The sequence below is a fragment of the Streptomyces odontotermitis genome (genome assembly GCF_050510915.1).
Taxonomy (GTDB): domain Bacteria; phylum Actinomycetota; class Actinomycetes; order Streptomycetales; family Streptomycetaceae; genus Streptomyces.
Map to the genome: position 1 here is coordinate 58,886 of NZ_JBNJLS010000027.1, position 23,945 is coordinate 82,830.

Annotated in this window: 19 protein-coding genes and 1 pseudogene; 6 read left to right on the plus strand and 14 right to left on the minus strand. The window is 71.6% G+C overall.

Annotation, left to right across the window (positions count from 1 at the left end; translation table 11 throughout):
* Positions 1–180: 180 nt before the first annotated feature.
* The 3 genes from ACQB60_RS41395 to ACQB60_RS41405 all read right to left on the minus strand — a co-directional run bounded on the left by ACQB60_RS41395 (position 181) and on the right by ACQB60_RS41405 (position 5,898).
* Positions 181–1,626, minus strand: coding sequence for an aldehyde dehydrogenase family protein (locus tag ACQB60_RS41395; RefSeq protein WP_496931260.1), 1,446 nt, complete (start codon positions 1,624–1,626; stop codon positions 181–183).
* A gap of 203 nt (positions 1,627–1,829) precedes the next feature.
* Complete coding sequence (locus tag ACQB60_RS41400) at positions 1,830–3,500, minus strand: PucR family transcriptional regulator (RefSeq protein ID WP_496931261.1); 1,671 nt, start codon at positions 3,498–3,500, stop codon at positions 1,830–1,832.
* A gap of 244 nt (positions 3,501–3,744) precedes the next feature.
* Positions 3,745–5,898 (minus strand): type IV secretory system conjugative DNA transfer family protein, encoded by a 2,154-nt coding sequence (locus ACQB60_RS41405; protein ID WP_496931262.1) that lies wholly within the window; start codon positions 5,896–5,898, stop codon positions 3,745–3,747.
* 243 nt (positions 5,899–6,141) lie between these two features.
* Between ACQB60_RS41405 and gabT the strand changes: the two genes are divergently transcribed.
* A complete protein-coding gene (gabT, locus tag ACQB60_RS41410; protein ID WP_496931263.1) occupies positions 6,142–7,476 on the plus strand; it encodes a 4-aminobutyrate--2-oxoglutarate transaminase in 1,335 nt (444 codons plus the stop codon).
* 192 nt (positions 7,477–7,668) lie between these two features.
* On the plus strand, positions 7,669–8,526 hold the full coding sequence (locus ACQB60_RS41415; RefSeq protein ID WP_496931264.1) for a phosphatase PAP2 family protein: 858 nt from the start codon (positions 7,669–7,671) through the stop codon (positions 8,524–8,526).
* Here ACQB60_RS41415 and ACQB60_RS41420 read toward each other — a convergent pair.
* From ACQB60_RS41420 to ACQB60_RS41460, 9 genes and pseudogenes are all read right to left on the minus strand, one after another.
* Positions 8,465–9,124: a DUF1579 family protein gene (locus tag ACQB60_RS41420; RefSeq protein ID WP_496931265.1), complete on the minus strand. Its 660-nt coding sequence runs from the start codon at positions 9,122–9,124 to the stop codon at positions 8,465–8,467. The two genes, ACQB60_RS41415 and ACQB60_RS41420, sit on opposite strands and share 62 nt — an antisense overlap.
* Before the next feature lie 29 nt (positions 9,125–9,153).
* A pseudogene (locus ACQB60_RS41425) lies at positions 9,154–10,170 on the minus strand (chitinase); the annotation flags it as partial.
* Between the two features lie 271 nt (positions 10,171–10,441).
* On the minus strand, positions 10,442–10,927 hold the full coding sequence (locus tag ACQB60_RS41430; protein WP_496931266.1) for a hypothetical protein: 486 nt from the start codon (positions 10,925–10,927) through the stop codon (positions 10,442–10,444).
* 163 nt (positions 10,928–11,090) lie between these two features.
* Entirely contained in the window at positions 11,091–12,509 is a 1,419-nt protein-coding gene (locus ACQB60_RS41435) for an NAD(P)/FAD-dependent oxidoreductase (protein ID WP_496931267.1), read from the minus strand.
* A 43-nt stretch (positions 12,510–12,552) separates the two neighbouring features.
* Positions 12,553–13,353 (minus strand): ABC transporter permease, encoded by an 801-nt coding sequence (locus ACQB60_RS41440; RefSeq protein ID WP_496931268.1) that lies wholly within the window; start codon positions 13,351–13,353, stop codon positions 12,553–12,555.
* Entirely contained in the window at positions 13,353–14,294 is a 942-nt protein-coding gene (locus ACQB60_RS41445; RefSeq protein WP_496931269.1) for an ABC transporter permease, read from the minus strand. The genes ACQB60_RS41440 and ACQB60_RS41445 overlap by 1 nt, the downstream gene beginning before the upstream one ends.
* Positions 14,291–15,448, minus strand: a complete 1,158-nt coding sequence (locus tag ACQB60_RS41450) for an ABC transporter ATP-binding protein (RefSeq protein WP_496931270.1) — start codon at positions 15,446–15,448, stop codon at positions 14,291–14,293. Before ACQB60_RS41450 ends, ACQB60_RS41445 begins: the two co-directional genes overlap by 4 nt.
* A 72-nt stretch (positions 15,449–15,520) precedes the next feature.
* Complete coding sequence (locus tag ACQB60_RS41455; protein WP_496931271.1) at positions 15,521–16,708, minus strand: ABC transporter substrate-binding protein; 1,188 nt, start codon at positions 16,706–16,708, stop codon at positions 15,521–15,523.
* An 84-nt stretch (positions 16,709–16,792) separates the two neighbouring features.
* The gene (locus tag ACQB60_RS41460) at positions 16,793–18,295 is read right to left on the minus strand and encodes a gamma-aminobutyraldehyde dehydrogenase (RefSeq protein ID WP_496931272.1); all 1,503 of its coding nucleotides are present in this window, start codon (positions 18,293–18,295) and stop codon (positions 16,793–16,795) included.
* Positions 18,296–18,513: 218 nt separating this feature from the next.
* Here ACQB60_RS41460 and ybiA point away from each other — a divergent pair, with 218 nt between their 5' ends.
* Positions 18,514–19,107 (plus strand): riboflavin biosynthesis intermediates N-glycosidase, encoded by a 594-nt coding sequence (gene ybiA / locus ACQB60_RS41465; RefSeq protein WP_496931273.1) that lies wholly within the window; start codon positions 18,514–18,516, stop codon positions 19,105–19,107.
* A 227-nt stretch (positions 19,108–19,334) separates the two neighbouring features.
* Here the strand turns inward: ybiA and ACQB60_RS41470 are convergent, their stop codons facing one another.
* The gene (locus ACQB60_RS41470; RefSeq protein ID WP_496931274.1) at positions 19,335–20,039 is read right to left on the minus strand and encodes a DUF4190 domain-containing protein; all 705 of its coding nucleotides are present in this window, start codon (positions 20,037–20,039) and stop codon (positions 19,335–19,337) included.
* 178 nt (positions 20,040–20,217) lie between these two features.
* Here ACQB60_RS41470 and ACQB60_RS41475 point away from each other — a divergent pair, with 178 nt between their 5' ends.
* The 3 genes from ACQB60_RS41475 to ACQB60_RS41485 all read left to right on the plus strand — a co-directional run bounded on the left by ACQB60_RS41475 (position 20,218) and on the right by ACQB60_RS41485 (position 23,328).
* Positions 20,218–21,258, plus strand: a complete 1,041-nt coding sequence (locus ACQB60_RS41475; RefSeq protein WP_496931313.1) for an adenosine deaminase — start codon at positions 20,218–20,220, stop codon at positions 21,256–21,258.
* A 20-nt stretch (positions 21,259–21,278) separates the two neighbouring features.
* Complete coding sequence (locus ACQB60_RS41480; protein WP_496931275.1) at positions 21,279–21,965, plus strand: glycerophosphodiester phosphodiesterase; 687 nt, start codon at positions 21,279–21,281, stop codon at positions 21,963–21,965.
* A gap of 187 nt (positions 21,966–22,152) precedes the next feature.
* Complete coding sequence (locus ACQB60_RS41485; protein ID WP_496931276.1) at positions 22,153–23,328, plus strand: serine hydrolase domain-containing protein; 1,176 nt, start codon at positions 22,153–22,155, stop codon at positions 23,326–23,328.
* A 43-nt stretch (positions 23,329–23,371) separates the two neighbouring features.
* Here ACQB60_RS41485 and ACQB60_RS41490 read toward each other — a convergent pair whose 3' ends face one another.
* Positions 23,372–23,944: a DUF8788 domain-containing protein gene (locus ACQB60_RS41490; RefSeq protein WP_496931277.1), complete on the minus strand. Its 573-nt coding sequence runs from the start codon at positions 23,942–23,944 to the stop codon at positions 23,372–23,374.
* Between the last annotated feature and the right edge of the window lies 1 nt (position 23,945).

Below are 23,945 nucleotides of genomic sequence, written 5' to 3' on the forward strand. Positions count from 1 at the left end.
CCGCCGTTACCGGGCGGTGCTACTCGTCCGTATGTACCCGATTCCCCCCGAGTCGACCACCCCTCGCGCGCGAGCGGCCTACGGCCGCGCCCCCGGCCTCGCGCACGGCCTCGCGCACAGAGACGGCCGGAGCCCCCGCACAGCGGGCTCCGGCCGTCTCCTTCTGGGTGCCGCGGAGTCTCAGAGGTCGATGCCCGTGAGCACCATGACGCGCTCGTACGTGTAGTCGTCCATCGCGAAGCGGACGCCCTCGCGGCCGACGCCGGACTGCTTGACGCCGCCGTACGGCATCTGGTCGGCGCGGTAGGAGGGGGCGTCGCCGATGACCACGCCGCCGACCTCCAGAGCGCGGTGGGCGCGGAAGGCGGCCTGCAGGTCGTGCGTGAACACGCCTGCCTGGAGGCCGTACTTGGAGTCGTTGACGGCGTCGAAGGCGGCCTGCTCGCCGTCCACCTTCTTCAGCGTGAGGACCGGGCCGAAGACCTCCTCGCAGGCGATCGTGACGTCGGCCGGTACGTCGGCGAGCACGGTCGGCGCGTAGGCGGCGCCGTCGCGCCTGCCGCCCACGAGGACCTGCGCGCCCGCCTTGACGGCCTCGTCGACCCAGGACTCCACGCGCTTGGCGGCGTCCTCGCTGACCAGCGGGCCGACGTCGGTCTTCGGGTCGGACGGGTCGCCGGTGACCTGGCCCTCGACGGCCTTCACGACGCGCGGCACCAGGCGCTCGTACACGGAGGCGTCCGCGATCACCCGCTGCACGGAGATGCAGGACTGGCCGCCCTGGTAGTTGGAGAAGGTCGCGATGCGCGCGGCGGCCCAGTCCAGGTCCTCGTCGGAGGAGAAGTCGGGCAGCACGACGGCCGCGCCGTTGCCGCCGAGCTCCAGGGTGCAGTGCTTGCGCGGCACCGAGTCCAGGATCTGGTAGCCGACCTTGTCGGAGCCCGTGAAGGAGATGACCGGAAGCCGCTCGTCCTGGACGAGTTCGGGCATCTTGTCGTTGGCGACGGGCAGCACGGACCAGGACCCGGCGGGCAGCTCGGTCTCGGCGAGGAGCTCGCCGATGAGGAGGCCGGACAGGGGGGTCGCCGGGGCGGGCTTGAGGATGATCGGCGTGCCGACGGCGATGGCCGGGGCGACCTTGTGGGCGCAGAGGTTCAGCGGGAAGTTGAACGGCGCGATGCCGAGGACGACGCCCTTGGGGAAGCGGCGCGTGAAGGCGAGGCGCCCCTGGCCGCCGGCGTCGGTGTCGAGGCGCTGCGCCTCGCCGCCGTTGAACCGGCGGGCCTCCTCGGCGGCGAACCGGAACACCGAGACGGCGCGGCCGACTTCGCCGCGGGCCCACTTGATGGGCTTGCCGTTCTCGGCGGAGATCAGCTGGGCGATCTCCTCGGTGCGCTCGACGAGGCGGCGGCTCACGTGGTCGAGGGCGGCGGCCCGTACGTGCGCGGGGGTGGCGGCGAACTCCTCGCGCACCGCGTACGCGGCGGCGACGGCCTCCTCGACCTGGGCGTCGGTCGGAACGGCGGCCTGGCCGACGAGGCGCCCGTCCCAGGGCGAGGTGACGTCGAGAGTGGTCTCGCCGGTGGTCTGGCGACCGGCGAGCCAGAAGGCGTGGATGGAAGTCATAGCGAGTCCCGGCCCTTCCGCGGAGGTGTGGCGTGGTGCGTACGTTTTCCACCGTAGGGGTGGGGGGTGGGGCTTGCGTTTGTCCGGGGCGGAGCGTTGGGGTGGCGGGGCGCTACGGATTGGCACTTTCCCCGCCGCGTCTCCTGGCGCGCTCCGCGCGAGGGCTCGGCCTCAACGGCCTGGTCCTCGACCGCCGGACGGGCTCATTCGGTCGCCGTCGACGTCGTCTTGAGCGCCAGCCACAGCTCCATGCGTACGTCCGGGTCGTCCAGGGAGCGTCCGAGGATCTCCTCGACCCGCCGCATCCGGTAGCGCAGCGTGTGCCGGTGCACCCCGAGGTCCGCCGCCGCCGCGTCCCACTGGCCGTGCCGCGAGAGCCAGGCGCGCAGGGACGCGACCAGGTCGCCGCGGCCCGTCGCGTCGTGCTCGTGCAGCGCCCGCAGCAGCCCGTCCGCGAACGCCCGTACCGCGTCGTCGGCGAGGAGGGGCAGGACCGAGCCCGCCGCGAGTTCCTCGTGCTCGACGAGGGCGCGGCCGCGGCGGCGGGCGACGGAGAGGGCCTGGACGGCCTGCTTGTAGGCCGTCGCGGCGGCGATGGGTCCGGACGGGGCCGACAGGCCCATGATCAGCTCCGCGTCGTCGCCCGCGGCCTGCTCCGGCGCGGACGCGCGCGCCGCCTCCAGGGCCTGGGCGTACTCGACGACGGCCCGCGCCGCCGTGCCCGCGTCCACGACGAGGAGGACGAGCCGTTCCCCGTACGGGACGACCAGGAGGGACTCGCCCGCGCGGGCGGCCGCGGCCTCCACGACGTCGGCGAGCGCGGTGAGCGGGTCGCCGCCCAGCGCGTCGGCCGCCGCGAGCGCCGCCGAGGCGGTGGGTGTGGCCTCGCTCTCCGGGGACGCGTCGCCGAGCCCGCGCGCCACCGCCGACGACGCGGGCACCGCCTCCGCGACGACCAGGCGGAACGGGGCGTCGAGCAGCCCCCCGTACAACTCCCCCGCCACCGTGCGCGCGTGCTCCGGCTCGCCCGCGAGCAGCATCCGCACCACGGCCGAGCCGATGCGCTGCTCGGCGGCGTGCAGGGAGCGGGAGCGCTCCGTGGTGAGGGTGAGGAGCGCGATCGCGGAGTGCACCGCGTACCGCTCGGCGGTGCCGAGGGTGGAGGCCGTGCCGACGGCGAGCGCGGCCCGCGGGCGGCGCCCCGTGCCCAGCGAGTGCAGCTCGACCCGGTCCTCGGCGCCCGCGACGACGGAGCTCGCGGGCGCGGGCCGGTCGCGCAGCCGCTCCACGTCCGGGGTGAGCTTGGCGGCGCGGCGTCCGGCCCACTCGGGGGCGGTGGCGACGACGGCGCCCGAGGCGTCGTACAGCGCGGCCCAGCCGTCGACCTGCGCGGCGAGCGCGCCGAGCAGCCCCTCCGGGCCGCCGCTCAGGGCCTGCCGGGTGAGCTCGCGCTGGGCGGCGAAGCCCGCCGTGACCGCCTTGTACTGCTCGGCGGCGATGGCGGCGGAGACGGCCTTGCTGATGGCGAGGAACGGGGTGCGGCGCGGCACCTCGATGAGCGGCAGGTGCACCTCGGCGGCCGCGTCGACGAGCGCCTTCGGGATGTCCGCGTAGTGCACGCCGACGGCGAAGCCGAGCCCCACCACACCCGCGTCCGAGAGCCGCTTCACATAGCGCCGCATGGCCTCCGGGTCCTCCGCGTCCAGCTTGAGCGCGGTGATCAGGAGGAGCTCGCCGCCCTCCATGTAGGGCACGGGGTCGGTGAGTTCGCTGGCGTGGGCCCAGCGCACGGGGGTGTCCAGGCGTTCCTCGCCCGCGCGCACGGTCAGCTTCAGCGCGGAGTGGTGGACGAGCGAGGCGAGCGTGGGCGGCATGGGGCCTTCAGGTGGCGGCTGGTGGGGCGGGTGGATCGGGTGGATCGGGTCGGGTCGGTCGTCCGGGTGCCGTTCCCGGCCGTCCGTGGAGGCGGGCGCCCGGGAATGTGGATCTTTTGGCCGGTCCGTATGAACGACCTGTGTTGATTCTGCCTCACCGTATGGTGCCGACAGGACCGAATGCCGGGTACCCGTTCGCCGACAGTTGACCGGGGTCCCCTGCGTTCAGCTGACCGACGCCCCCTCAGCCCCGCAGGTCCACCAGGAGCGGAGGCGCGTGCTCTCCGCGCACGTCGCGCAGCGAGAGCACCGCGTGGCCCGGTGGCACCCCGTGCGCCAGTTCGGAGGCGGACCAGCGCTCGCGCTCGACCTGGCGGACGGTGACCGCGCGGGCCGTCGCGTGGTTGCCGGTGATCACCTTGCGCAGCACGTGCACCGTCTTGCCGAGCGGGGTCTCGGCGATGATCTGCCGGTCGGTGACGTCCCGCGTCTCGGTCCACTCCTTGCCCCAGACCTCCGCGAAGTCCTGCCCGTCCCACGGGGTGAGCCCGGACAGCGCCATCCGGCAGCCGATCGCGCCGAGCAGCGGGGTGCGCAGCGGCCGGGGCGCGTCGTCGAGGGTGCGCAGGGTGAGGACGACCCCGGCGTTGGCGGAGCGCAGCCGCTGGATCGCGCGCACCGACTCGGGCGTGATCGTGCCCGTCGCGTCGTCGAGGACCAGGCAGGCGAAGAGCGAGCGGTCCTCGCGGACGGCGGCGCTGGACGTGAACTGGGCGAGCACCAGGCGGGCCAGGATCCGCGAGGCGTCCGCGTGCCCGCGCTCGGGCAGGTCGATGCGGACCCGCACCGGGTGGTCGAGGGCGCGCAGCGAGAACGGCCGACCGCTCTCCGGCCCGTCGGACGTGTTGAAGAACGCGGCGAACGCGGGCCGGTCGAGCAGCGCCACCCGGTCCGCGAGCAGCACGCCCGCGTCCCCGAGATGCCCCAACTGCCGCTCACGGGCGTCGAGTTCACGGAGCATGGCGTCCTGCCCGGCGTCTTCGAGGGCCTTGCGGAGCGCACCGAGCGGACCGGGCGCGCCCTCCAGCAGGGCCCGCAGCTCCGGTACGGAGGGGAAGCGGCCGTGGACCGCGCGGAAGGGCCCGAGGAGCTGGGCGAGGACCGTCGTGGAGCGGCGGCTGTCGGCGCCGGGGTGCGGTTCGGCGAGATCGCCGACGAGGCCCTCGGCGAGCACGGCCGCGGCCTCGTCGGGGTCGCTCGCGCCGCCGTACAGGTCGAGGTCGTAGACGGACTCGGGGTGGCCGAGGCGGATCACGACGTCGTACGCGTCGACGGAGCCGAGGCCCGCGCCCGCGGCGCCGACCACCACGACGGCGGCCCGCCCGGCGAGCGCCTGGAGGCAGAGCGACTCGGCGAGCGGCCAGACGACGGAGCCGGTCTTGCCGGAGCCCGCGGGCCCGACGGCGAGCAGGGACGTGCCGAGGACGTCGGGGCCGATGCCGAGCCCCGCGCCCCGGTAGGCGTACGGGTTGCGCGGGTCGTCGGCGGTGCGGCCGAGGCGGACCTGCGCGGTGACCAGGTCGTGGCGGGCGGCGCGGGCGGGCAGGTCGCGGTCGCCGGAAGGGTGCGCACAGGCGGCGGCGCCGTCGCGGCGCACGGCCTCACTGAAGGCGGCGAGCGTGTTGCGCCCGGCCCGCACGGAGGCCCAGGCGCGGGCGATGCGGGCGTGGTCGATGTCCCGCATGAGCCCGGCCCCGGCGTCCGCGGCGAGCCGGTCGGCCACCGCGTCGGCACCGGCGGCCCTGAGCTGGGGCCATTGGGCGGGGTCTTCTTCGGGGGCGGGGGGCTGCGCCTCTTCCTTGGGAGTCGACAGGTTTTGCAGGCAAGGTTTCACAAAGCGCTGCCAGATCTCAGACCAACGCCCGAGACGGCCCGCCGCGACCATGATCCCGACAGCGACCATGCAGTAGTACAGGCGCTGAGCAATCGCCCCCGCGACTTCCGCTCCGCCACTGTGGCCCGGACGCACCCATGACTCCGGAGTGATCAAGAGGTAGGGCCACAGCCAGTACGCGCCGAGATAGCCGTTCCACAGCAATGACCAGACAAGCCAGCCCGCGAGGAAGGCGATCAACGCCCCACTCAGCAACTGCCTCGTGGGAGTGGTCTCGGGCTCCTCGGCAGCACGGGCGGTGTGGCCGAATCGCCACACCCCGAGTGCAGCCTTCGGCCGCGGCGTCCGCAGCCACGTCAGGAACGCGGCCCCGTCCGGCCTCGGCGGCACCCCCGGTACCCCCGACACCCCCGGCACCATCTCTCCCGGCGCCCGCGCGGGCCGGGGCGGCGGCACCGGAGTGGCATGTGTGCCACGTGCGTCCTGCGTGCCTTCGGGTTCCATGGCCCTTGCCCCCTGACCTGCCGCTCTGCTGGTTCGCGGGTCAATCTAGTGCCCCTGCTATGTCCACGGCGGACAACCGACACTCTCAACAACTCCCTGATGGAGCATGCCCGCTCCCCCACCTCACCCCTAGCCTGCGAAGAAGGAAGCCGATGCGTCCGTATCGTCCCGTGATCGCGCGTCGCCGTCTTCCCCGTCATCACCGTCATCGCCCCCCTTCGCACGACCCCCAGGGAGCCCCTCATGACCGCACTTCCGCAGGAGCGCCGCGTCGTCACCGCCATCCCCGGCCCCAAGTCGCAGGAGCTGCAGGCCCGCAGGACCGCCGCCGTCGCCGGGGGCGTGGGCTCGGTGCTGCCCGTGTTCGCGGCCCGTGCGGGCGGCGGCATCATCGAGGACGTCGACGGCAACCGCCTCATCGACTTCGGCTCCGGCATCGCCGTGACCTCCGTCGGCGCCTCCGCCGAGGCCGTCGTGCGCCGGGCGTCGGCGCAGCTGGCCGATTTCACCCACACCTGCTTCATGGTCACGCCGTACGAGGGCTACGTGGCCGTCGCCGAGCAGCTCGCCGAGCTGACGCCGGGCGACCACGCCAAGAAGTCGGCCCTGTTCAACTCCGGCGCCGAGGCCGTCGAGAACGCCGTCAAGATCGCCCGCGCCCACACCAAGCGCCAGGCCGTCGTCGTCTTCGACCACGGCTACCACGGCCGCACCAACCTGACGATGGCGCTGACGGCGAAGAACATGCCGTACAAGCACGGCTTCGGGCCGTTCGCGCCCGAGGTCTACCGCGTCCCGGTCGCCTACGGCTACCGCTGGCCGACCGGCGCCGAGAACGCCGGGCCCGAGGCCGCCGCCCAGGCGATCGACATGATCTCCAAGCAGGTCGGCGCCGAGAACGTCGCCGCGATCATCATCGAGCCGGTCCTCGGCGAGGGCGGCTTCATCGAGCCCGCCAAGGGCTTCCTGCCGGAGATCGTGAAGTTCGCGAACGCCAACGGCATCGTCTTCGTCGCCGACGAGATCCAGTCCGGCTTCTGCCGTACGGGCCAGTGGTTCGCGTGTGAGGACGAGGGCATCGTCCCGGACCTGATCACGACGGCCAAGGGCATCGCGGGCGGGCTTCCGCTCGCCGCCGTCACCGGCCGCGCCGAGATCATGGACGCCGCGCACGCGGGCGGCCTCGGCGGCACCTACGGCGGCAACCCGGTGGCCTGCGCGGGCGCGCTCGGCGCCATCGAGACCATGAAGGAACTCGACCTCAACGCCAGGGCCAAGGCGATCGAGTCGACCATGAAGGCCAGGCTCTCGGCCATGGCGGAGAAGCACGAGATCATCGGCGACATCCGGGGCCGCGGCGCCATGATCGCCATCGAGCTGGTCAAGGACCGCGCCGCCAAGGAGCCGAACGCGGAGGCGACCGCCGCGCTCGCCAAGGCGTGCCACCAGGAGGGCCTCCTGGTCCTGACCTGCGGCACCTACGGCAACGTGCTGCGCTTCCTGCCCCCGCTGGTCATCGGCGAGGACCTCCTGAACGAGGGCCTGGACATCCTGGAGACCGCCCTCGCGGGCCTGTGACGCACGACGGCGAGCGGCGCCCGAGGCGGCTCCGCAAGCACCGGAACGCGCCCTGACGTGTGCGGACCCCACGCGGTGAGAACGCCGTGACCTGGGGTGACCGTCAGGGCCTGTGAAGAACGTGTGCGAGCCCCATGACGGGATGCCGTTCCGCCTGTCGGGCCCCCGCCGCCTGCCGTACGGTTTCTGCAGATGAGAGAAACACCCCGCCCACAGGGGACTGTGGGTGACGCCGGGACGGAGCCTCCCCAGCCCCGCCCTGGTCGTGCCATTGCGCACACACCCGGAGCCTCGCGCTCCGGAACTCCTCACCGATCGGATGGCCGCCCGCCCCAAACCCCCCGGGGCGCGCGGCAGCCCGATCAGGTCGGCCATCCCGGAACCACCCCCCCTGTTCCGGGATGGCCGACTGTCTTTCTCACCCTCTTCGGCCTCTGCGCCGCCCTCTTCGCACTCGCCACCTGGCAGGTCGTCGTCGACGGCCCGCTGCGGCACGCGGACGAGCGGGCCGGGCGCGCGCTCGCCGACAGCCGCCTCCCGGACCGCGCCGCCGAGTTCCTGTCCGACCTCGGCAACATGACGGTCGCCGTCCCGGTGCTGGCCGCCGTCCTCGCGTACACCGCCTGGCGGGGGTGGCGCGAGGGGACGCCCCGGTGGTGGCCGGCACCGGTCGCCGCCGCCCTGGCCATGGCCGCGGTGCCGCTCCTCGTCGCCCCGCTCAAGGCCCTCGTGGACCGGCCGGGGCCGCCCGGGGTGGACGGCCACGGCGGCTTCTACCCCTCGGGCCACGCGGCGACCGCGGCCGTCGCCTACGGGGCCTGCACGCTGCTCCTGCTGCCGTGGGTGCGCAGCGCCTATCTACGGCGCGAACTGGTCATCGGCTGCGTCCTGTTGAACGCCGCGATCGGGCTCGGCCTGGTGCGCCGCGGCTACCACTGGCCGCTGGACGTCATCGCCAGCTGGTGCCTGTGCGTGCTGCTGCTCCAGGTCATGGCACTCGCGTGTACTCGACTCGGTCCACCAGGCGCTCCTTCTGACCGGGCGGCGTGAAGAAGAGGTCGACCGTGTGCCGGTCGTGGGAGCGGATGCGGAACTCGGTGCGCATCGGGATCTTCTTGCCCTTGTTCTCGGGGCCGAGGATGCCCGGGTCGGTGAACTCGCCGGGAATCGAGATCACCTTGGCGGTGCCGCTGTCCGGGGCGCCGCGGTAGGTCATCGCGGTGGGCGTGACGCTGTCGAAGGTGGTCCACTCGTAGCGCCGGTCGATGTTCGAGTAGCCCAGGACGCCGACGCGGAAGTACGGCTTCCCGGCCAGGGTGCCCTCGGTCCTCTCCTCCATGAAGCGGCCGCCGGTCTTCTTGAGCCAGCGGGTGCGCACCGTGATGTCGCGGGAGACGACCGGCTCGCCGTCGTGGCCGAGCAGCCAGTTGGTCTTGACCGCCTTCCACTTTCCGGCCAGCGGGTCGAGGAGGCGGTGGTGCGGGCCCGGCTCGAACGGGTCGTCCGGGGTGGCCTGCCGGGAAGCGGCGGCGCCCGTGGGGCCGGGCGCCGCCGAGGCGGTGAGGGTGCCGGTGAGGGCGAGGGCCGCGGTCAGGACCGCGGCCGACAGCACGTGTCTTCTGCTCTTCGGGTTCCTCGTCGTGGTCATGCCACACAGGGAACCGCATCCGGCGGCGTTCAGCCGGCGGATCGGCCGAAGTACTGGTCGAAGTTCTTCTGGAACTCCCAGCTGCTGTAGCGGTCCCAGTTGATCGACCACGTCATCAGGCCGGCGAGTCCGGGCCAGGTGCCGTGGGGCTGGTAGGAGCCGCAGTCGGTCTTCTTGGTGAGGCAGTTCAGGGCCTTGTTCACCTCGGCGGGGGCGACGTGGCCGTTGCCCGCGTTGGTGGAGGCGGGCATGCCGATGGCGACCTTCTCGGGCGGCAGCGGCGGGAAGACGTTGTTGGTGTCGCCCGCGACCGGGAAGCCGGTGAGCAGCATGTCCGTCATCGCGATGTGGAAGTCCGCGCCGCCCATGGAGTGGTACTGGTTGTCCAGGCCCATGATGGGGCCGGAGTTGTAGTCCTGGACGTGCAGCAGCGTGAGGTCGTCGCGCAGGGCGTGGATCACCGGGAGGTAGGCGCCTGCGCGCGGGTCCTGGCCGCCCCACTTGCCGGTGCCGTAGTACTGGTAGCCGAGCTGCACGAAGAAGGTCTCCGGCGCCATCGTGAGCGTGAAGCCCGAACCGTACTTGGCCTTCAGGGACTTGACCGCCGAGATCAGGTTCACGATCGCCGGGGTCTTCGGGTTCTTGAAGTCCGTGTCGTCGGCGTTCAGCGAGAGCGAGTGGCCCTCGAAGTCGATGTCCAGGCCGTCGAGCCCGTACTCGTCGATGATCGCGGAGACGGAGGAGACGAAGGCGTCGCGCGCCGCAGTGGTGGTCAGCTGCACCTGGCCGTTCTGGCCGCCGATGGAGATGAGCACCTTCTTGCCCTGCGCCTGCTTGGCCTTCACGGCCGCCTTGAACTCGTCCTTGGTCTCCACGTTCGGGCACTCGGTCTTGGGGCAGAGGCCGAAGCGGATGTCGCCCGAGGTCGCCGAGGTCGGTTCGCCGAAGGCGAGGTCGATGATGTCCCAGCTGTCGGGGACGTCGGCGAGGCGCGTGTAGCCGGACCCGTTGGCGAAGCTGGTGTGGAGATAGCCGACGAGGGTGTGGCCCGCGGCCACGGGAGAAGCGGGCGCCGCGGAAGAAGCGCGCGCCACGGCGGAAACCGGCGCGGAGTCGTCACGCGCGGCCGCGTCGGTGGTGGCCAGCAGGCCGGACGAGGCGAGCGCGAGGGCCGCGGCGGTGGCCACGGTGAGTCGTCTGGCGCGGGAACGGTTGAAGCGCGAGCGGTCCACAACTGCCTCCGGGCATGGGGGGATTGGAGGGTGGCGCGCGCCCAACTTGGTCCAGACCAATTAAGTTGTCAAGGGTTCCGGCAGCTCAGTCGGTGCCCTCGTCGCTCCCCTTCACCTCCTTCGTGTCCCGTGCGAGCCCCGCCGCCGCCTCGTGCATCGCGAGTTCGAGGAGCGCCGGGTCCGTCAGGGTGCCGGCGCCGTCCGGCGGGATCAGCCAGCGGACGCCGCCCGTGGTCCGCCCCGGATACGGGACGACGATCCATGTCCCGCTCCCGGCCCCGCGGACGCCCGTGCCGACCCAGCGCGCGACCGTCCCGGCGGGCACGAAGAAGCCCATCCGCTCGTCCCCGAAGTCGGCGAGCACCGGCCCCGGCCGGTCGAGGCAGCGGGTGAGCACGTCCAGCGTGGGGTAGCCGAGTTCGCCGGGCAGGATCAGCACGTCCCAGAGCCTGCCGGCCGGGAGCAGGGCCACCCCGAGGGGGTTGCGCTCCCACTCCCAGCGGCAGCTCTCCGGATCCGGCGCCACCGAAACCAGCCACTCGACCGCCGATTTGGTCCCCGAGCCCGTCATGGCATGACCTCCCTTTCCTGTGTGACGGCACTGCGTGTCACGAGGGAGAGGGAGTTCTGGCCCGATCATTACGCGGGTTCGGCTACTTGTTGGTAGTGCGACGGGTCACAGTGGCCGGGACGGCGTACGCCGGAGGGCGCCGGGGGGGCCGGGTCGGACCGGATCAGCTGTCGAAGCCCAGGCCCGCCTTGTCCATCGCCTTGAGCCAGACGTTGCGGCGGCCGCCGTTCTCGTCGGCACGGGCGAGGGACCACTTCGTCAGGGCGACGCCCGCCCACGCGAACGGCTCCGGCGGGAACGGCAGCGGCTTCGTGCGCACCATCTCCAGCGAGGTGCGCTCGGTGCGCTCCCCCGACAGCAGGTCCAGCATCACGTCGGCCCCGAAGCGGGTGGCCCCGACGCCGAGGCCGGTGTAGCCCGCCGCGTACGCGACGCGCCCCTGGTGCGCGGTGCCGAAGAAGGCCGAGAAGCGCGAGCAGGTGTCGATCGCGCCGCCCCACGCGTGCGTGAAGCGGACGCCCTCCAGCTGCGGGAAGCAGGTGAAGAAGTGCCCGGCGAGCTTGGCGTAGGTCTCGGGGCGGTGGTCGTACTCGGCGCGGACCTTGCCGCCGTACGGGTAGATCGCGTCGTAACCGCCCCACAGGATGCGGTTGTCGGCGGAGAGGCGGAAGTAGTGGAACTGGTTGGCCGAGTCGCCGAGGCCCTGGCGGCCCCGCCAGCCGATGGCGGCCAGCTGCTCGTCGGTGAGCGGCTCGGTCATCAGGGCGTAGTCGTAGACCGGGACGGTGTACGCGCGCACGCGCTTGACCAGCGACGGGAAGATGTTCGTGGCGAGCGCCACCTGGCGGGCGAAGACCCGGCCGTAGGGGGTACGGACGGCCATCCCCCCGCCGGAGCGGGCGAGTTGGAGGGCCGGCGTGTGCTCGTAGAAGCGGACGCCCGCCGCCATGCAGGCCCGCTTGAGGCCCCAGGCCAGCTTCGCCGGGTGCAGCATGGCGACGCCCTCGCGGTCCCAGAGACCGCCGAGGAAGGTCGGCGAGTCGACGTGCGCGCGCAGCTGCTCCGCGTCCAGGAGCTCGCTGCCTCCGGCGAGGCCGAGTGCGGCCATCTCCTCGTACATCTCGTGGAGTTCGTCGAGCTGGTGGGGCTGGGTGGCGACGTCGATCTCGCCGGTGCGCTCGAAGTCGCAGTCGATGGAGTAGCGCTTGACGGCGGCCTCGATCTCGTCGAGGTTGCGGGCGCCGAGCTCCTCCAGGCGCTCGATCTCACCGGGCCAGCGGGCCAGGCCGTTGCCGAAGCCGTGAGTGAGGGACGCGGCGCAGAATCCGCCGTTGCGGCCGGAGGCGGCCCAGCCCGTCTCGCGCCCCTCCAGGAGCACCACGTCGCGGTGCGGGTCGCGCTCCTTGGCGATGAGCGCGCTCCACAGTCCGCTGTAGCCGCCGCCGACGACGAGCAGATCGCACTGCTCGTCGCCGGTGAGGGCGGGCTCGGGGTGCGGCTTGCCGGGGTCGTCCAGCCAGAAGGACACCGGCTGGGCGTCGGCGAGAGAAGTGGTCCAAGGGGTCATGGCACTTGGGGCCATGATTTCCAACTCCTTCAGAAAGCCTGTGGTGCTTGCAGAATGCCTATGGGGCTTGCTTGTTGCGGCGCCTGCTGATCAGCATTCCGCCGACCACCAGGAGAACGGCGACGAGGAACATCGCGGTACCGATCACATTGATTTGAACGGGCGTGCCCCGCTGCGCGGATCCCCAGACGAACATGGGGAACGTCACAGTGGAGCCCGCGTTGAAGTTCGTGATGATGAAGTCGTCGAAGGAGAGCGCGAAGGCGAGGAGTGCGCCCGCCGCGATTCCGGGGGCGGCGATCGGCAGCGTCACCCGGACGAAGGTCTGCACCGGCCCCGCGTACAGGTCCTGTGCCGCCTGCTCCAGACGCGGGTCCATCGACATCACGCGCGCCTTGACGGCGGTCACCACGAAGCTCAGGCAGAACATGATGTGGGCGATGAGGATCGTCCAGAAGCCCAGCTGGGCGCCCATGTTGAGGAAGAGCGTGAGCAGCGAGGCGGCCATCACGACCTCGGGCATCGCCATCGGCAGGAAGATCAGCGAGTTCACGGCGCCGCGCGCGCGGAAGCGGTAGCGGACGAGCGCGAAGGCGATCATCGTGCCGAGCGCGGTCGCGCCGAGCGTCGCCCACGCCGCGATCTGCAGGCTGAGCGAGAGCGATCCGCACATGTCGGCGACGCCGCAGGGATTCTTCCAGGCGTCGAGCGAGAATTCCTGCCAGGCGTAATTGAAGCGGCCCTTCGGCTTGTTGAAGGAGAAGACCGTCACGATCACGTTCGGAAGGAGCAGATAAGCGAGCGTCAGAAGTCCCGCTATCACCACGAGATTGCGCCGGAACCAGCGTACGAGCGCCATCAGACGAGATCCTCCGTCCCGGACTTGCGGATGTAGAAGGTGACCATGAAGAGGATCGCGGCCATCAGGATGAAGGAGAGCGCGGCGGCCGTCGGGTAATCCAGAATGCGCAGGAATTGCGTCTGGATGACGTTGCCGACCATGCGTGTGTCGGTGGAGCCGAGCAGATCGGCGTTGACGTAGTCGCCCGCCGCCGGGATGAAGGTGAGCAGGGTGCCGGAGACGACGCCCGGCATGGAGAGCGGGAACGTCACCTTGCGGAAGGTCGTGGACGGCTTGGCGTAGAGGTCGCCCGCCGCCTCGTGCAGCCGCCCGTCGATGCGTTCGAGCGACGTGTAGAGCGGCAGGATCATGAACGGCAGGAAGTTGTACGTGAGTCCGCAGACCACCGCGAGCGGGGTGGCGAGGACCCGGTCGCCGTCGGTGGCGCCGAGCCAGCTCGTGACGTCCAGGATGTGCAGCGAGTTGAGGGCGCCGACGACCGGGCCGCCGTCCGCGAGGATCGTCTTCCAGGCCAGCGTGCGGATGAGGAAGCTGGTGAAGAACGGCGCGATGACCAGGACGAGGATGAGGTTGCGCCAGCGGCCCGCGCGGAACGCGATGAGGTACGCCAGCGGATAGCCGAGCAGCAGGCACAGCGCGGTGGCGCAGCCCGCGTACAGCACGGAGCGCAGGAACTGCGGCCAGTACTCGACCGCCGCGTCCCAGTAGGTGGCGAAGTGCCAGGTGACCTTGTAGCCCTCTTCGAGGGAGCCCGTCTGGACGGACGTCGACGCCTGGTAGACCAGCGGCAGCGCGAAGAAGACGAGCAGCCACAGGATGCCGGGAAGCAGCAGCCAGTAGGGGACGAGGCGGCCGCGCCTGCGGGGTTTGCGGGGGGCCTTCTCGGGGCCCGGTTCGGGGGCGGCCGGGGGTGCGTCGGCCAGTGGGGTCGTCGTCATGCGGCCGGGTCCTCCTCGACCTTCTCCACGCCCGCGTCGGCATCCTGCGCCGCGTCGAGGCCGAAGGTGTGCGCGGGGTTCCAGTGCAGGACGACCTCGGCGCCGGGGACGAGGCGGGTGTCGCGCTCGATGTTCTGGGCGTACACCTCGAAGGAGTCGCACAGCGGGCTGTCGACGACGTACTGGGTGGAGACGCCGATGAAGCTGGAGTCGGCGATGCGGCCGGTGATGCGGTTGCGCCCGGCGGGTATCCCGCCCGCGTCGTCGGCGTGCGTGAGGGAGATCTTCTCGGGGCGGACGCCGACGAGGACCTTGCCGCCGGTGGCGGTGGGGGCGGTACATCGGGCCGCGGGGAGCACCAGCTTGCCGTCCCCCGCCTTCAGTACGAGGTCGTCGCCGCTCTTCGCGTCGATGTCCGCCTCGATGAAGTTGGAGGTGCCGAGGAAGTTGGCGACGAACGTGGTGCGCGGGTTCTCGTAGAGGTCGGCGGGGGCGCCGAGCTGCTCGACGCGGCCCGCGTTCATCACGGCGACCGTGTCGGCCATGGTCATGGCCTCCTCCTGGTCGTGCGTGACATGCACGAAGGTGATGCCCACCTCCGTCTGGATGCGCTTGAGTTCGAGCTGCATCTGGCGGCGCAGCTTGAGGTCGAGGGCGCCGAGCGGCTCGTCGAGGAGCAGCACCTTGGGGTGGTTGATCAGGGCGCGGGCGACGGCGACGCGCTGCTGCTGGCCGCCGGAGAGCTGGTGCGGCTTCTTGCGCGCCTGCTCGCCGAGCTGGACGAGGTCGAGCATCTCCTCGACCTGCTTCTTCACCGACTTGATGCCGCGCCGGCGCAGACCGAAGGCGACGTTCTCGAAGATGTCGAGGTGCGGGAAGAGCGCGTACGACTGGAAGACGGTGTTCACCGGCCGCTTGTACGGCGGAAGACCGGTGACGTCCTGTTCGCCGAGGCGGACGGTCCCGGAGCTCGGCTCCTCAAGTCCCGCGATCATGCGGAGTGTCGTGGTCTTGCCGCAGCCCGACGCACCCAGGAGGGCGAAGAAGGAGCCCTGCGGCACGGTGAGATCGAGCGGGTGGACGGCCGTGAAGGAGCCGTATGTCTTGCTGATCCCGGTGAGGCGTACGTCGCCGCCGTGTTCTGTCGTCGTCATGGTGCGTCCAGGGGTCGAGGGGGGGCCTGCGGGGGCGGGGCGGGGCAGAGGCGGTGGGGGCGCCCGGGCGGGTCAGGAACCGGTGAGCTTCGCGAACTTCTCCTCGTACGCCGACTCCTGCTTCGGCGTGAGGGAGCGGAAGCCGTGGGACTTCGCGGCCATCTCCTTGTCGGGGATGATCAGCGGGTTGTGTGCCGCCTTCTTGTCGAGCTTCGCGAGCTCCTCGCGCACTCCGTCCACGGGGCACACGTAGTTGATGTACGCGGCGAGGCGGGCGGCCGGCTTCGGCTCGTAGTAGTAGTCGATGAGCCGCTCGGCATTGCGCTTGTGGCGCGCCTTGTTGGGGATCAGGAGGTTGTCCGTCGAGGTGAGGTAGCCGCTGTCCGGGATGGCGAACTCGATGTCGGGGTTGTCGATCTTGAGCTGGACGACGTCGCCGGCCCAGGCCAGACAGGCGGCGAGGTCGCCCTTGTCGAGGTCGGCGGTGTAGTCGTTGCCGGTGAAGCGGCGTATCTGCTTCTTGTCGACGGCCTTCTGGAGGCGGGCGATCGCCGCGTCGAAGTCGTCGTCGGTGAACTTCCCGGGGTCCTTGCCGAGGTCGAGCAGCGTCATGCCGACCGTGTCGCGCATCTCGGAGAGGAAGCCGACGCGCCCCTTGAGCCTGGGGTTGTCCAGGAGCTGCGAGACAGAGGTGATCTTCTCGCCGTCGGTCGCCTTCTTGTTGTAGGCGATGACCGTGGAGATGCCCGTCCAGGGGTACGAGTAGGCGCGGCCCGGGTCCCAGTCGGGGGAACGGAACTGGGGGGACAGATTCGCGTACGCGTGCGGCAGGTTGGACGGATCCAGTTTCTGGACCCACCCGAAGCGGATGAGCCGGGCGGCGAGCCAGTCGGTGACGCAGATGAGGTCGCGGCCGGTGTCCTGGCCGCTCTTCAACTGCTGCTGGATCTTCCCGAAGAAGTCGTTGTTGTCGTTGATGTCCTCGGTGTACTTGACCTGGATCCCGGTGCGCGCGAAGAACGCGTCCAGGGTGGGGTGCCGCTTCTTCTTGTCGACGTCCATGTACTCGGTCCAGTTGGAGAAGGTGACGCGCTTCTCGTCGCCGGAGTGGTCGTCGGCGGCGACCCCGCCCTTGCCCTGGCCGGCCGCGGGGATGCCGCAGGCGCTGAGGCCGCCCAGTCCGGCGACGGCGAACGCGCCGCCGGCGGAGGCACGCAGCAGGGTACGACGGCTCGTGCGGTCGGGCTCGTGGTGCTCCATGCGGTGACTGCCCTTTCGGGAGGGTTCAGTCGCGAGTGCCGGGCCGTCGGTCACGCGGCTCGGCACCCCGTCGCGACTTGTCGGCTATCGGTCCCCGAAGATCGTGCGGTGCCAGTCCTTTCGGGCGACCGCGGTGTTGTCGAACATGACGTGCTTGACCTGCGTGTACTCCTCGAAGGAGTAGGCGGACATGTCCTTTCCGTAGCCGGACGCCTTGTAGCCGCCGTGCGGCATCTCGCTGAGGATCGGGATGTGGTCGTTGACCCACACGCACCCGGCCTTGATCTCCCGCGTCGCGCGGCCTGCGCGGAACACGTCGCGGCTCCAGGCGGAGGCGGCGAGCCCGTACGGGGTGTCGTTGGCGAGGCGGATGCCCTCGTCGTCACTGTCGAAGGGCAGCACCACGAGGACCGGGCCGAAGATCTCGCTCTGCACGATCTCGCTGTCCTGCGCGGCGTCGGCGATGAGCGTGGGCTTGTAGAAGGCGCCGGGGTGCTGGAGCGCCTCGCCGCCGGTGACCACGCGCGCGTAGGAGCGGGCCCGGTCGACGAATCCGGCGACGCGGTCGCGGTGCGCGTGCGAGATCAGCGGCCCGAGGTCGGTGCTCGGGTCGAAGGGGTCACCGAGCCGGACGCTCTCCATGAGCGCGGCGACGCCCTCCACGAAGGCGTCGTACAGCGGGCGTTGGACGTACGCGCGCGTGGCGGCCGTGCAGTCCTGCCCGGTGTTGATGAGCGCGCCCGCGACGGCGCCGTGCACGGCGGCCTCCAGGTCGGCGTCGTCGAAGACCACGAAGGGCGCCTTGCCGCCGAGTTCGAGGTGGAGGCGCTTCACGGTGGCGGTGGCGATCTCGGCGACCCGCTTGCCGACGCCGGTGGACCCGGTGAAGGAGGTCATGGCGACGTCCGGGTGCCCGACGAGGTGCTCACCGGCGTCGCGTCCCGCCCCCGAGACGATGTTGACGACACCGTCCGGGATGCCCGCCTCGGTGGCGGCCTGCGCGAACAGCAGGGAGGTGAAGGGGGTCAGCTCGGCGGGCTTGAGGACGATGGTGTTGCCCGCGGCGATCGCCGGGAGGACCTTCCAGGCGGCCATCTGGAGCGGGTAGTTCCAGGGCGCGATGGACCCGACGACACCGATCGGCTCGCGCCGCACGTACGAGGTGTGGTCGCCGCTGTACTCACCGGCGGACTGGCCCTGCAGATGCCGGGCGGCCCCCGCGAAGAAGGCCGTGTTGTCGACGGTGCCGGGGACGTCGAACTCACGGCTCAGCTTGATCGGCTTGCCGCACTGGAGGGACTCGGCCTGCGCGAACTCCTCGGCGCGCGCGCCGAGCACGGCGGCGAAGCGGTGCATCGCGTCGGAGCGCTCGCCGGGGGTGGCCCCGGCCCAGCCGGGAAACGCCTCGGCGGCCGCAGCGACGGCGGCGTCGACGTCGTCCGTTCCCGCCAGTTCGTACGTGTGGACGTCGTCGCCCGTGGCCGGGTCGACGACCGCGTGGGTGGTGCCCGAGGTCCCCTTGGTCAGCCGCCCGGCGATGTACTGCGCGCCGTCCGCGAAGTGGTCCTGCGCCTGGAAGTTGTGCATGCGCTCTCCTCCGCCGCTCTCCCCGCCCAGGGAGCCCCCACAGGGGGTCGGCGTAGCTCCAGATCGATTTGAGTGACGATCCTGACAGAGCACTGATAGGCCAACAAGTGATTCCGTTGTTGCCTTTTGGTTACGCGACGGAATCTGTCGACCAGGTGTCGAGTCGTCCTGGAAAACCCAGGACGGAGTGTCAGTGGTGCGTGCCAGACTCGCGTGTCATGGGGATCTTGGACGGCGTGCGCACACGCGATGAGTTGGTGGCGGCCCTGCGAGCGGATCCGGCCTCGGCGGCCGGGGCGGCCCCGGGCGGGCGGCCTGTGAAGTATCTGTGTTTCTGGGGGCACCGCCCGCGCGCGGACGGCGAGCTGGGGGCGAGCTGCCTGAGCCAGTGGTGGCCCTCGCCGTTCACGGCGGACGGCGTGGAGTACGCGACGGCGGAGCACTGGATGATGGCGGCCAAGGCACGCCTGTTCGGCGACGCGGAGGCGGAGCGCGCGGCCCTCACGGCCCGCACCCCGGCCGAGGCGAAGAAGGCGGGCCGCCTGGTGCAGGGCTTCGACGAGGCGATATGGGAGCGCGAGCGCTTCGCCCTCGTGGTCGAGGGCAGCGTCCACAAGTTCAGCTCGGACGAGGCGCTGCGCACCTTCCTGGTGTCGACGGGCGACCGCGTCCTGGTCGAGGCGAGCCCTCTGGACCGGGTCTGGGGCGTGGGCCTGGCGGCGGACGACGAGCGGGCCCAGGACCCGGAGCGCTGGCGGGGCCTGAACCTGCTGGGGTTCGCGTTGATGGAGGCGCGGGAGAGGGTGCGCTGAGGGGGGTGGCTGAAGGCCGCGTCGCGGGGTGCCGGGTGGGCGGGTGGGAGACCGCCGCGGAGCGGCGGGGAGGACCTCGCGGAGCGAGGTGGTGGCGCCCCGGCGGAGCGGGGTACACGGCAAGCCCCGCGGAGCGGGGTACACGGCAAGCCTCGCGGAGCGGGGAACAGAGCAGTCCCGCGGAGCGGGAACAGGGCGAGCCCCGCGGAGCGGGGCAGAGGTACCCGTTACCCGATGAGCAGCGTCGCCGAATAGCCCCCGTCGTCCGAGTCCGAGTCCGAGAACGACGGGTCGTCGTCCTCGGCCAGGGCGCCCACGATCGTCAGCACCAGCATTCCCACACCCAGCAGGATCCCGACGATCCCGCAGATCAGCCCCGCCAGCGCCTGCCCGCCGTTCGTCGCCTCGCCCCGCCGCCACCGGCCCCGCCCGATCGCGCCGAAGATCACCGCGAGGATGCCGAGCACGATGGCGATGGGCCACAGGCAGAAGCCCACGGCCGAGATGATCCCGAGCACGAGCCCGGCGATCCCGAGCCCGTTGCTGGGCGCGGCCATCGCCATCCCCGGCCAGCCGTAACCGGGCTGCCCCGGCTGCATCTGCTGCCCCGGATACGCCGGGTAGCCCGGATACCCGTACGGCATCTGGCCGGGCCCGTCCGGTGACAGCGGTGGCGGCGGCACGGGCTCGCCACCGGGCGCCTCCGGGCCGGGGCCGCCCCCGAAGCCGGACATCGAGGTCATCGTCGCCTGGTCGTGCACGGAAGGCCCCGGCGGACCGTCGACCGGCGGCCCGGCCACGGGCGGGCCGGACACCGGTGGCCCGGCCGCGGGCGGCGCCCAAGGGTCCCGCTTCTCCAGGGGAACCCGGTCCCGCGGCTCCTCCTCGGGCGGTGCCCAAGGGTCTCTGGGCCCACTCGACTCGTCCGCCATGCCGGGTCACCTCTCTCCGTCGTTCAGGAATGCTACGGCCGCCCGCCGCACCGTGCCGGGCCCGCCCTACGATGATCCCCGACCCGTCGATCAGCCGATCAAGTCCGTTCCTGGGGAGGAAACCGTGACCGACCAGCAGCAGCGCTCCCGATCCACCGCCGCACCGCACGGCGCACCGCTGACCGCGCCGCGCGATCTGCACGCCTTCATCGCCGGGCTCCCCAAGGCGGAACTCCACGTCCACCACGTCGGATCGGCCTCCCCCCGCATCGTCGCCGCCCTCGCCGCCCGCCACCCCGACTCCAAGGTGCCGAGCGACCTCGAGGCGCTCGCCGACTACTTCACGTTCACGGACTTCGCGCACTTCATCGAGGTCTACATCTCGGTCGTCGACCTGGTCCGCACCCCCGAGGATGTGCGCCTTCTCACGTACGAGGTGGCCCGCGACCTGGCCCGGCAGAACGTCCGGTACGCGGAGCTCACGGTCACGCCGTCCTCCTCCACCCTGCGCGGCATCGAGGACCGGGCGTTCATGGCGGCCATCGAGGACGCCCGCAAGGCCGCCGAGGCGGAGTTCGGCGTCGTCCTGCGCTGGTGCTTCGACATCCCCGGCGAGGCGGGCCTGGAGTCGGCGAAGGAGACCCTGCGGCTTGCCACGACGGACGGGATCCGCCCCGAGGGACTGGTCTCCTTCGGCCTCGGCGGGCCCGAGATCGGCGTGCCCCGCCCGCAGTTCAAGCCCTTCTTCGACCAGGCGATCGCGGCGGGCCTGCACTCGGTGCCGCACGCCGGCGAGACCACCGGTCCCGAGACCGTCTGGGACGCCCTGAACGACCTGCGGGCCGAGCGCATCGGCCACGGCACCAGCGCCGCCCGGGACCCGAAGCTCCTCGCCCACCTCGCGGAGCACCGCATCCCGCTGGAGGTCTGCCCGACGTCGAACATCGCGACCCGCGCGGTCCGCACCCTCGACGAGCACCCCATCAAGCAGTTTGTCGAGGCCGGTGTGCTGGTCACGATCAACTCGGACGACCCGCCGATGTTCGGCACGGACCTCAACAACGAGTACGCGGTCGCCGCCCGCCTCCTCGACCTGGACGAGCGGGGCGTCGCGGCCCTCGCGAAGAACGCCGTCGAGGCGTCCTTCCTCGACCCGGCGGGCAAGGCGGCCCTGGCCGGCGAGATCGACACGTACACCGAGACCTGGCTCGCCCCCTGACGCCCCACCACAATGGGCACATGCGCACCGTGACAGCCGTGGCCCACCGAGGCGATCCCTACCGCGTCCGCGAGAACACCCTCCCGTCCCTGCGCTCGGCGCTCGGCCGGGGCGCGGACGCGGTGGAGATCGACGTCCGCCTGACCGCCGACGGCGTGCCCGTGCTGCTGCACGACGCGACGCTGAAGCGCCTGTGGGGCCACGACCGGCCGCTCGCCTCGCTCTCCGCCGCCGAGGTGCGCGGCCTCACCGGCGGCGGCGTGCCCACCCTTCAGGAGGCGCTCGCCGCCACCGAGGGCCACCGCGTCATGGTCGACCTGCCGGACGCCACCCCGAAGGCCGTCCGCACCGTGGTCGGGGTCATCGGCGACTGCGGGGCGGCCGAGCGGGCGTACTACTGCGCGGGCGCCCAGGCGATGCTCGCGGTGCGCGCCGCCGACCCGGCCGCCGAGATCGCCCTGACCTGGACGAGCGTGGCCCCGCCCCGGCGCGCCCTGCTCGACGCGGTGAAGCCCCGCTGGCTCAACTACCGCTTCGGCGTGGTCGATCGCGAGCTCACGGTCCGCGTCCACCACGACGGTCTCCTGGTCTCCGTGTGGACCCCGGACACGAAGCGCTCCATGCGCCGCCTGCTCGGCCTCGGCGTCGACTCGATCACCACGAACCGCGTCGACGTGCTGGACGCCCTGCGCACCCCGCACCCCTGACGCCCTGACGCCCTGCGCACCCCGCACCCCTAAGGGACTCCCCCGTCAACACCCCTGACTCCCCCGCCACTTGACCCTGACGGCTGCCCGGGGCCGTGCCCTCCTTGCTGACGATCCGCCCCCTCCCCGTGATCACCAGGATGGGAGCACCACAGAGCAACGCCCCGCAGCAGCCCAGGAGTCACCGATGAAGGTCCCCGCGCACACCGTCCGCACCGCCGCTCTCGCCGCCACCCTCGTCCTCGGCCTCACCGGCGCGGCCGCGGCCCCCGCCCTCGCGCACCCCACGCGCCCCGCCACGGCGCGCACCGCCGGTCACGCCCCCGACGCCAAGGCCCTGCGCGCCGCGATAGCGGGCCTCCCGGACGACGACGCGACCGCCGCCCTCGTCCGGGTGGGCGGCACCGACGGTGCGTGGCGCGGGAGTTCGGGCGTGCACGACCTGAGAACGGGCCGGGCCGCGGACCCGCACGGCCGGTTCCGCGCCGGGTCGACCACGAAGATCGTGACCGCCGCGCTCGTCCTCCAGCTCGCCGCCGAGAACAAGGTGGACCTGGACCGGCCCGCGCAGGACTACCTCCCGGGCCTGTTCACCAAGGAGTTCGAGCCCATCACCGTGCGGAGCCTGCTGAATTACACGAGCGGCCTGCGGTCGGGCGACGGCTTCGGCGACGACTTCGCGGACCAGTACGCGCACCGCTTCGACACCCTGCGCCCCGAGGCCGTCGTGGCCTCCGCCGTCGCGAAGGGGCCCGAGCACCGCCCGGGCGCCGAGCAGCACTACCGCAACATCGGGTACACGGTGCTCGGCCTGCTGATCGAGAAGGTCACCGGCGACTCGTACGCGCACCAGGCCGAGCGGCGGATCATCCGCCCCCTCCACCTGCGCGACACGTCCTTCCCCGGCGGCGACCCGCGCATCCACGGCCCGCACAACCGCGGCTACCAGAAGGTCCGACAGGCGGACGGGACAACGAAGTTCGTCGACGTGACCGAGTGGAACCAGACCGACCGATTCGCCGCGGGCGACATGATCTCCAGCACCCGCGACCTGGAGGTCTTCACGAAGGCGCTGTTCGCGGGGAAGGTCGTGGCGAAGCCGCAGCTGAAGGAGATGTTCACCCTGCCCGCGAAGGTCGAGGGCGCCCAGTTCGGCGCGGGCCCGCAGCGCATGAAGATCAACGGCACGGTGTTCTGGCTCAAGACCGGCGCGCGCTACGGCTACACGAACATCATCGCGTCCACCGAGAACGGCTCACGGACCCTCGTCTACTCGGTGAACGCGACGGACGCGAAGGGCGACGCCATGAACCCGGTCGCCGAGCGGATCGCGCGCGCCGCGACCTCCGACGCAAAGGGCTGAGCACCCGGGGAGGGGCACCGGGTGCTCAGCGGCGCGGCGTCCGTCAGATTCCGAGGATCCGGATGGACGGGTGCTCGACCGTGTTCAGGTAGAGCTTCTCCTTGGTGCCCTCCTGCTCCAGCTCCAGGATCAGCCGGTACCGGTACAGGCCGGGCTTGGCGGTGCTCAGGATCGTGCCGGCCCAGTAGTAGTAGACCGGGGTGAACTTGTCGCGCATCCGGTCCGGGGCCCCGTAGATCTTCAGCTCCGTACAGATCTTGCGCTCGGCCACGTCCTCCTCGTCACCCAGCTCGGTGTCGAGGAAGACGATGCTGTTGATCTTCGGCATGGGCGGCCAGGTGTTGTCGATCCGCTTGTCCATGTCGATGGGCCGCACGATCCAGTTGAGGACCTGGCCCTGCTTGCAGACCGTCTCCAGGTGGTTGGTGCCCTGGCCGGAGCCGCCGATGCTGTTGTCCATCATGTACATCGACTCGGCCAGCGAACCGGTCTCGGCCGCCCGCTCCATGTTGACCAGGGTGACGATGTTGAGCTGGACCGAGTTCAGCTGACCGGGGTTCTGCTTCTGCTCGATCCCCGTACCGGGCCCGCCGGCGGTGGTGGTGCTGGTGGTCATC